The organism is Prosthecobacter sp. (assembly GCF_044222345.1).
GTDB lineage: Bacteria > Verrucomicrobiota > Verrucomicrobiia > Verrucomicrobiales > Verrucomicrobiaceae > Prosthecobacter.
This window is the reverse complement of the sequence record NZ_JBGANL010000108.1, coordinates 1-7,189: the sequence shown is the minus strand read 5'-3', so window position 1 is coordinate 7,189 and position 7,189 is coordinate 1. Positions and strand designations below refer to the sequence as shown.

Sequence of the window (7,189 nt, the reverse complement as noted above, 5' to 3'; positions counted from 1 at the left end):
CACGATGCCGCGCCCAGGCAGAGGAACACGGTCCTTGAGCAAGGAGGTGTGCTCGCGTGCATCTTCATTGGTCAGGTTCATGCCTTTGACATAAAGATCGAGGGTGGCGGGCCCCTGAACAATGCGGTAGGTCAGGGTCAGATTGACCAGAAAGTAGCTGTTGGTTCGGGCTTCATTCATCGCGAGCCGGCTTTGCGGTGCAGCATAGATGCCTTCGAGGCGGGCTCCAAAGGCACCGCGCTCCATGCTCAAAGTACTGGAAAGGTGGAAGGGTGGGATGCGGGGCAGAGACAAACCCGTTTTGGTGTCACGTGCACGCACCACATCAGCACGCAGCTGAAGGTGCAGGTTGTTCTGGTGCTCAGGCGGCTCCGTGGTGATGGGATGCAGCAGGTGGAAGGTGGCCTCCATTTCAGAGCCGATGAACTCGGCATTCGTCGCCTGATAAATCAGCTCGTTGTAGTTTTCTCCTCCAACGACATGCACGACGCCGGTCGGGAACTGGCCGATGAAGTTGGTGTAGCGATTGTAGTAACCGCCGACGCTTCCAGTGACCCAGCCGATGCGCTTCCGCACATTGAGATCAAAACCCAGCGACTTCTCCTGGTTAAGATTGGGATTGCCGATTTCAAAAGCACCGGTGGCGGCATGGGGGCCATTCGCAAACAGCTCCTGATACGTTGGCGCACGCTCGGCACGGTTGATGGTGAATGCGACGGCGTATTCATCATTCGGCGTGAAGACGATGCCCACCGAGCTGCTGAGATTGTCAAAGCGCCGTACCAGTGCCGGACCAAAGGCGGCGCTGTTGAGGGACTCGACGGAAATGTGGTCGTAGCGCCCGCCAAACTGGAAGCTCAGCGGCCCCCGGCTGATGTCTTCATAGAGAAACACGGCGTCCGCCTGCGTGATGGTCGGAGGCAGAAAGGCTTCGCTGCCCGAGGTGTCGAACTCGCTGCGATCTGACTGGTAGCCGACCACGCCTTCCATCCCCGCGATCTTTTCATGCTTCACCTCAATACGGGCGTCATAGCCATTGTTTTTGAAGAGCGTCGATGGCGTGCCGCTGTCATACTCGGTGTGCTGGTAGCGGGAGGTGGCGATATTGTAGTTGATCTCCTTGATGCGTGGCAGCGGCTTGTAGAACGCACCGCGCACATCCAGGCGTTGCTGGTGCATGTCGATGACCACATTCTGCTCGGCGGGGGAACCGTAGTTGGTGTGAAATTCCGTCCAAGCGAAGCCGATGAAACCTTTGTCCCAGATGTAGCTCAGACCGCTGGTCACCCCTTCGGAGCGCAGGTTGCTGTTGGGTATGATCTTGCGGGTTTCTGTCTCACCGGGAGGCAGCGGATTGATCGTCTGCTCGTTGGTCGTTCGGGCATTGCCGGGAATGCGGAAATCTTCGGCGGCACGAGTGAAAGCCTCGACGTGAAAGGCCAGCCCCTTATAACCGCCTTCGATCATGGCGCTGGAGAGGTAGCCATTATCCACGGAGGAATAGCGTTCATTGAGTGCTCCACGGATCGTGCCGTCGAGTTTTTCATCGACAATGCGGCCGTCGATCGAATTCACGACCCCGCCGATGGCGTTGGAGCCATACAATAACGTGGCAGGACCACGCACGACTTCGACGGATTTCAGATTGGATGTGTCAAAGCTTACTGCATGATCCGCACTGGTGGCGGAGGCGTCGATGGTGTTGAGGCCGTTTTGCAGAATGCGGACGCGGTCGCCATCAAGACCGCGGATGATGGGGCGGCTGGAGGCGGGGCCGAAGTAGGAGCTGCTGACGCCGGGCATGCGGGCCAGGGTTTGGCCAAGGCTGGGTTCGATGGCGAGGGTCAAGTTTTGGCCGCTGAGGACGGAGGCGGACTGGGCCTGCTGGAACAAAGGACGGCTCAGAGGAGCGGTAATGACCATTTCGTCCATGGGGATCTCCTCGTCAAAGCTGACGGATTTGCGGAGAGCTTGCTGAATTGTTGTGTCGGATTCAGCAAAAAGCGCGCAGGAGGAGAGGCTGAAAAGAAGTCCGAGGAGGAGTCGTTGTGAGCTAGTGCAAGTGAGTTGCATGATTGTTTACAAATATGCAAACTGATTGCAATTGCAAATCATTTGTATTTTCAATTTTTGATGGCCTAGTTCTTTTATGAAGCCTCTTTTTCTGACCCTCGGTTTTCTGGCCGCTACCTTGCCCTCCGTTGCCGCCACCAAAGTTGCCTCGCTGCATCCCATTCTGGCGGATCTCGCTCAGCAGGTGGGCGGGGCGAATGTGGAGGTGGTGGAGATTTTGAAGCCGGGGGCGGATGTGCACCACTTTGAGCCGGCTCCGAAGGATCTGGCGGAGATGCGCGGCGCGAAGCTGCTGCTGGCCTCGGGCAAGGGCATGGAGAGCTTTCTGGACAAGCTGCGCGACAGTCTGGGGGCGGATGTGAAGCTGGTGGAGGTGGGGGCGAAAATTCCGTCGATCCCGTTTGAGGAGCATGTGCATCATCATGAGGGGGCGAAGGAGGAGGATCATGATGATCATCACCATGGGGCGGAGGATCCGCACTGGTGGCACAGCGCGGAGAACATGAAGCGGGCGGCGCGTGTGGTGGCGGATGAGCTGAGCGCGATTGATCCGGCGAATGCGAGTGCGTATGCGGCGGGGGTGAAGGCGGCGAGCAAGCGCTTTGGGGAGCTCAAATCCTGGGCGCAGAAGGAGATCGCGAAGGTGGGGAAGAAGGACCGGCTGCTGGTGACGGCGCATGGGGCCTTTGGGTATTTCTGCAAGGAGTATGGGTTTGAGCCGATCTCGCTGCTGGGCATCGGGCGCAGTGATGATGCTTCTTCAAAGCATGTGGCGGAGACGATTGAGGAGATCCGCGAGCATGGGATCAAGGCGATCTTTCCGGAGGATCAGGCGAACCCGAAGGTGCTGGCGGAGATTGCGCGGAGCACGGGGGTGAAGATTGGGGAGCCGCTGATTGCTGATGGTACGGCCAAGGTGGCGCATACGTTTGAAACGATGCTGGCGCACAATGTGAGGTCGATTGTGGCGGCGCTCGCTCCGGCTGCTGCGAAGTGAGTCAGGAGGACCGGATTTTTGAACCGCTGATGGGACGCTAATAAGACGCTAATATCAGAGGCCGGAATGGATGTACTTAGGGTAACAAGATTAACCGCTACTGTTATGCTCAGATTGAACAACGCGAATGGGCAGGAATGTCCGCGAATTTTCACGAATGGTGAAATCGTGGGTTGGCGAAAAATTTGCGGTTATTCGCGTTTGAAAACTTTCACTTAACGATAGCGATTCATGCGTGGTTTTCCGCCCATTCAGATTTTTCTGCTCGTGCTCACGTTTGTGGTGCTGGCGGTGCCGTTGAGCCATCTGACGGGGACGACTGGTCCGGCGAAGGCGGCTGTGGTGGAGAAGGTGGTGCAGGTGAAGAGTGTGAAGGCGCTGGTGCGGGTGCGGTATGCGCACAGGCCGGCGACGCTGAGTGTGAAGATTGGCGAGAAGGAGGTGATCGGTGGGATTGAGGATTCGCCGATGGAGGTGGATGCTTCCCTGCCCTCTCCGAAGGATGGGGTGGATGTGTTTGTGAAGGCGACGTGGCCGGAGGGTACGCCGGACAGTGCGATCACGCTGGAGGTGGAGCCGGATGGGCTGGCGACGCGGAGTGAGACGCGGTGGTCGTCTGCGGCGAGTTTGGATGAAGTGATTACCTTGGAATGGAAATGATATGAGCGCTGCTGAATCCCATGTCCATACGAAGGAGCACGTCTGCTGGGGCGGCGGGTGTGAGCACACTCAGCATCACCGGCTGGAGGTGGTGGACCTGAGCGTGCAGTACCAGGAGGTGCGGGCGCTGGAGAAGATTCATTTTGCGACGGAGTGCGGTCGGAGCATGGCGCTCATCGGGCCGAATGGGGCGGGCAAGAGCACGCTCTTAAAGTCGCTGGCGGGTCTGATTCGGGCGGACATGGGCAAGATTTTGTGGCGTGGGAAGCCGCTGACGCGGAGCAGCCATGAGATCGCGTATCTGCCGCAGCGCGGGGATGTGGACTGGAATTTTCCGATCACGGTGCGCGGGCTGGTGGAGATGGGGCGGTATCCGAATCTGGGGTGGTGGCGGCAGTATTCGAAGCATGATGCGGAGATTGTGGAGCGGGCGCTGGTGAGCATGGACCTGTGCGATTTGCAGGACCGGCAGATCAGCGCGCTCTCAGGCGGGCAGCAGCAGCGGGCGTTCATCGCGCGGGCGCTGGCGCAGGAGGCGCATGTGCTGCTGCTGGATGAGCCGTTCACGGGGCTGGACAAGCCGGCGCAGGAGAATCTGAGCCGGTTGTTCAAGGAGCTGACGGCGGAGGGTCGGCTGCTTATTGCGAGTCATCATGATCTGCAGACGGTGACGAACATCTTTGATGATGTGCTGCTTATCCGGCGGCATCAGGTGGTGTTTGGGCCGGTGGCGGAGGCGTTCACGCCAGAGCATGTGGCGGCGGCGTATGAGACTTTGGATGCGCCGGGGAGGCAGGAGCAGAGGTCTTAATTGCTCATCGGACGCTCATCCGACTTTCCACTGATACCCACTGAAAATTGAGAACTGAAAACTGAGAACTGAAAATTGGAAAACCTTTTCGCGATGTCCACTTTTACTGACTTTCTTGCTGAACCGATTGCGAAGCGGACGCTGATGGCGTGTTTGATGATTGGGTTTGCGAATGGGTTTGTGAGCGCGTTTGTGGTGCTGCGGAAGGATGCGCTCAAGATTGGGACGCTGTCGCATTCGCTGCTGCCGGGGATTGCGCTGGCGGTGCTGATCGCGGGGCTGACGCAGTGGAGCGCGCTGGCGGGGGCGATCTTTGCAGCGCTGATCGTGGGGCTGGGGTCGATCTTTCTTTCGCGGACGTCGCGGCTGGATCAGGACACGGCGATGGGGGTGCTGTACACGACGGCGTTTGCGGGGGGGGTCTTAATCTTGAAGAACCTGGATCTGCGGCAGAAGCTGGATGAGTGGCTGTTTGGCAGCATCGTGGGCATGGCGGACTCGGACTTGTGGATCGCGTTTGGGATCAGCGCGATTGCGGTGATCACGCTGACGGCGCTGCAACGGCCGCTGCTCATCTATCTGTTTGAGCCGAACATTGCGGCGAGCCTGGGGGTGCCGGTGAGGCTCTTAAATTATGCGACGTTTGCGGTGACGATCCTGGTCTTAATCTCATCGCTGCAGGCGGTGGGCTGCATCCTGAGCGTGGGCCTGATGGTGGCCCCAGCGGCGACGGTGTATCTGCTGACGAACAACGCGCGGACGTTGTTCTGGGGCGGCGGGATCATCGGCGCGATTGGGTCGGTGGCGGCGTTCTTTCTGTCGTATCCGCTGGGGTGGAGCGTGAGCGCCACGATCATCGTGGTGCTGGGAGTGTTTTTCGTGGCGGCGTATGTGTTCAGTCCAAAGTATGGGCTGTTTAGCCGGAGGAGAGGGGTGGCGTAGAGGGGGGGGATTGGTAGAAAAATTTCAGAGGGGTTGTTTGGTCTGCTAGTGTTTCGATCGGCTGAATTTGATCACTGATTTACTTACTTATTTGACCGCCCTCTGAAACCCTCTCACATTTCAGAACAGACATTGCATAGAGCTCAATAAACCAAGATTTCAAACAGCAATTCGAAGATTGCCCTCATTTATAAATTAAACTTCCCGCATGAAGATCTGCGTTATAACGGAGCAGCACACTCAAACCCCTTAATTAAAAACGAAGGCTCACCATGGATCAACAAACACACGAATCTCTCGACGTTTCAGGGTTTGCAGGATTGAACAACATCAGGATTGAACTGGAGCAATTCAACTTACTGATTGGCCCCCAAGCTACCGGAAAAAGCATCTTGGCAAAGCTTCTCTTTTATTTCAAAGGAGTAATTTGGCACGTATTTACTTCCGCCCAAAGTCAACAACCAAAGCGCGAACTCGATCAAGGACTGCTTAAAAGATTTGAAGAATTATTCCCCCCGCAAAGCTGGGGAAAAAATCCCTTTTCGATATGCTATAGGCACAATGAGCTGCACATCGAAATAACACGCGAACACTCGAATAAAAGCTTAATTCAAATTCACTATTCTAAATTCTTTCACACAGAGCTCATCCGGATTAAAAAGGCCCTACTTAACTCTCGTGAGCGTAGCCAAGAGGATGAATTCGAAAGATACCAAGTTATTTCAAGATTAAGAGAATCGCTTGGTGCAAACGCTAGAGAAATGTTTGGTCCTCGAGCTTCTTTATCTCAATTGTTCATTCCTGCGGGAAGGTCGTTTTTCGCAAACCTCCAGAGCAGTATATTTACATTCCTATCCGGAAACAATGCCATTGACCCTTTCCTGAAAGAGTTTGGATCATTCTACGAAAATATAAAAAGAACAGGTGACCAGTCTAGACGGAGAACTGACGATACGAAAAATTATTTCGAGGAAACAGAACGCCTAATACAGGAAATTTTGTGCGGCAAATATGTCACCGAAAAAGGAAGAGATTATTTAGATGTAGTCGATGGGCGAAGAATTAATTTAGGCAACTGTTCTTCGGGGCAGCAGGAAACACTGCCTTTAGCTCTCATACTGAAACGCCTTCCCTTTTTAAGAGGGAAGTCTGGTGGCTATTCAGTTTATATTGAGGAACCAGAAGCGCATTTATTTCCAACTGCTCAGCGCCTAATTTTGGAATTGATCGCACTTGCTTTCAATGCTGCTGAATCAAGGGTGCAAGTAATAATTACAACCCATAGTCCCTATGTTCTTACTGCTTTAAATAATCTTATCCAAGCTGGGGCTTTATATAGCAAGGCCGGAAAAAATCAGATGACCTCATTGTCTAAATTAGTTCCAAAAAGCCGGGCCATTCCAATCTCATCTGTAGCCGCTTACTCACTGACAAGAAAGGGATGTGAAAGCATAATTGATGCAGACACAGAACTGCTTAAGACGGAGCTTATCGATCACGTCTCAACAGATCTTGCGGTTCAATTCGATGAACTTCTCAACTTGGAGTGAACCTAAATGGATAATTTCGGAAGATGCGCAAAAATTACCGACCATCCTATTCTTGTTGTCGAAGAAGAACGGAGCCGAATGGTTTTCAAAAATCCAACACGGCAAACAATTCGACTAGTTCGAGTTGATGGCTGCCTTCCCATCGATGGAATCAAG

The 7,189-nt window shown here is 54.7% G+C and carries 6 protein-coding genes; 5 read left to right on the top strand and 1 reads right to left on the bottom strand.

Going from position 1 to position 7,189, the window contains the following annotated elements; genetic code table 11:
- The coding region (locus ACILSL_RS26350) for a TonB-dependent receptor (RefSeq protein ID WP_395735061.1) at positions 1-2,073 on the bottom strand (2,073 nt) is incomplete at its 3' end.
- A gap of 76 nt (positions 2,074-2,149) precedes the next feature.
- On the opposite strand from ACILSL_RS26350, the gene ACILSL_RS26345 reads away from it, so the two are divergent.
- The 5 genes from ACILSL_RS26345 (at position 2,150) to ACILSL_RS26325 (ending at position 7,033) form a co-directional block, all read left to right on the top strand.
- Positions 2,150-3,070 (top strand): metal ABC transporter substrate-binding protein, encoded by a 921-nt coding sequence (locus ACILSL_RS26345; protein WP_395735060.1) that lies wholly within the window; start codon positions 2,150-2,152, stop codon positions 3,068-3,070.
- Between the two features lie 231 nt (positions 3,071-3,301).
- A complete protein-coding gene (locus tag ACILSL_RS26340; RefSeq protein WP_395735059.1) occupies positions 3,302-3,730 on the top strand; it encodes a hypothetical protein in 429 nt (142 codons plus the stop codon).
- 1 nt (position 3,731) lies between these two features.
- Positions 3,732-4,541, top strand: a complete 810-nt coding sequence (locus tag ACILSL_RS26335) for a metal ABC transporter ATP-binding protein (protein WP_395735058.1) — start codon at positions 3,732-3,734, stop codon at positions 4,539-4,541.
- A gap of 93 nt (positions 4,542-4,634) precedes the next feature.
- Positions 4,635-5,483, top strand: coding sequence for a metal ABC transporter permease (locus ACILSL_RS26330; RefSeq protein WP_395735057.1), 849 nt, complete (start codon positions 4,635-4,637; stop codon positions 5,481-5,483).
- A 272-nt stretch (positions 5,484-5,755) separates the two neighbouring features.
- The gene (locus ACILSL_RS26325; RefSeq protein WP_395735056.1) at positions 5,756-7,033 is read left to right on the top strand and encodes an AAA family ATPase; all 1,278 of its coding nucleotides are present in this window, start codon (positions 5,756-5,758) and stop codon (positions 7,031-7,033) included.
- Positions 7,034-7,189: the final 156 nt, after the last annotated feature.

Excerpts from the sequence above, each read along its gene's own strand:
- ACILSL_RS26335 (WP_395735058.1), top strand. The coding sequence starts at position 3,732 with ATGAGCGCTGCTGAATCCCATGTCCATACGAAGGAGCACGTCTGCTGG.
- ACILSL_RS26330 (WP_395735057.1), top strand. The coding sequence starts at position 4,635 with ATGTCCACTTTTACTGACTTTCTTGCTGAACCGATTGCGAAGCGGACG.
- ACILSL_RS26325 (WP_395735056.1), top strand. The coding sequence starts at position 5,756 with ATGGATCAACAAACACACGAATCTCTCGACGTTTCAGGGTTTGCAGGA.
- ACILSL_RS26345 (WP_395735060.1), top strand. The coding sequence starts at position 2,150 with ATGAAGCCTCTTTTTCTGACCCTCGGTTTTCTGGCCGCTACCTTGCCC.
- ACILSL_RS26340 (WP_395735059.1), top strand. The coding sequence starts at position 3,302 with ATGCGTGGTTTTCCGCCCATTCAGATTTTTCTGCTCGTGCTCACGTTT.